General features: G+C 68.2%; 1 protein-coding gene. It reads right to left on the bottom strand.

Translation table 11 applies throughout. The features are described 5' to 3' along the window. Positions 1 to 10: 10 nt before the first annotated feature. Positions 11 to 793 (bottom strand): transposase family protein, encoded by a 783-nt coding sequence (locus tag I8N68_RS32470; RefSeq protein WP_200216924.1) that lies wholly within the window; start codon positions 791 to 793, stop codon positions 11 to 13. Between the last annotated feature and the right edge of the window lie 83 nt (positions 794 to 876).

The raw sequence follows: 876 nt of genomic DNA, 5'->3' as shown, positions 1-876 counted from the left end.
TGAGCCATTTTCATCCTGCGTAGCGGTTGGTTTCGACGTGGTGCAGGACGAGGATGGCTTGGACGATCGCGGTGGCTCGGCGTGGGCAGCAGCGCAGCTTGACCAGGATCTTCCAGGTCTTGAGCGTGGCGATCGCTCGTTCTCCGCGGGCGCGGATCTTCGCGTGGGCCCGGTTCACGGCCTTCTGCCTGCGTGACAGCTTCGGCCGGAAGCGGCGCCGCTTGAACGGCGTGCGCACGCTGCCACGGGCGCCCTGGTAGCCCTTATCGGCGAAGGTCATCACATCCGCGCTGCTCAGGGCATCGATGATGCCGTGACTGCGTGCGGCGGTCAGATCGTGTGCCGAACCGGGCAGTGCCGGTGATGCCCACACGAGCCGGCCGGCGGCGTCCGCGATGACCTGCACGTTCACGCCGTGGCGTTTGTGCTTGCCGCAGTAGAAGGGCTTCTGCTCGGCGACCCGGTCGATCGGGATCAGCGTGCCGTCCAGGATCGCGTACGCCAGCAGCCGGATGCGTCGCATCGCGGTGTCCAGGTCGTCGGCTGCCGAGCTGAGCAGCGCTATCGCCTCCTGGACGTAGCGCCAGGCGGTGGCGACGCCGATCTCGAAGCCGGCCGCGAGCCGGGTGTAGGTGTCACCGTTACGCAGATGGGCGAGAGCGAGCAGCGCCTGCCGGCCGGGTTCGAGACGCCGCCACCGGGATCGGCGCTGCTTACGGTGGCCGCGGATGCGTTCGGCGAGGTGGTTCAGGGTGCGGCTGGACAACGGAATCGTGGCGGGGTAGGACAGCATGGCGAGGCTCCCGGTCGGGGCTTCGAGTCTTGGTCGACAGCTGTCCTACCTGGAGCCTCGCACCCATCGATCACCGGGCCTGC

Source organism: Micromonospora coerulea (assembly GCF_016598485.1).
In the GTDB taxonomy this organism is placed as follows: Bacteria; Actinomycetota; Actinomycetes; order Mycobacteriales; family Micromonosporaceae; genus Micromonospora; species Micromonospora coerulea.
Note: the sequence above shows the minus strand (reverse complement) of the source record. Positions and strands in the feature narration are given on the sequence as shown.

Bases quoted from the DNA above. Each gene is read 5' to 3' on its own strand.
- I8N68_RS32470 (WP_200216924.1), bottom strand. From the start codon at position 793: ATGCTGTCCTACCCCGCCACGATTCCGTTGTCCAGCCGCACCCTGAAC.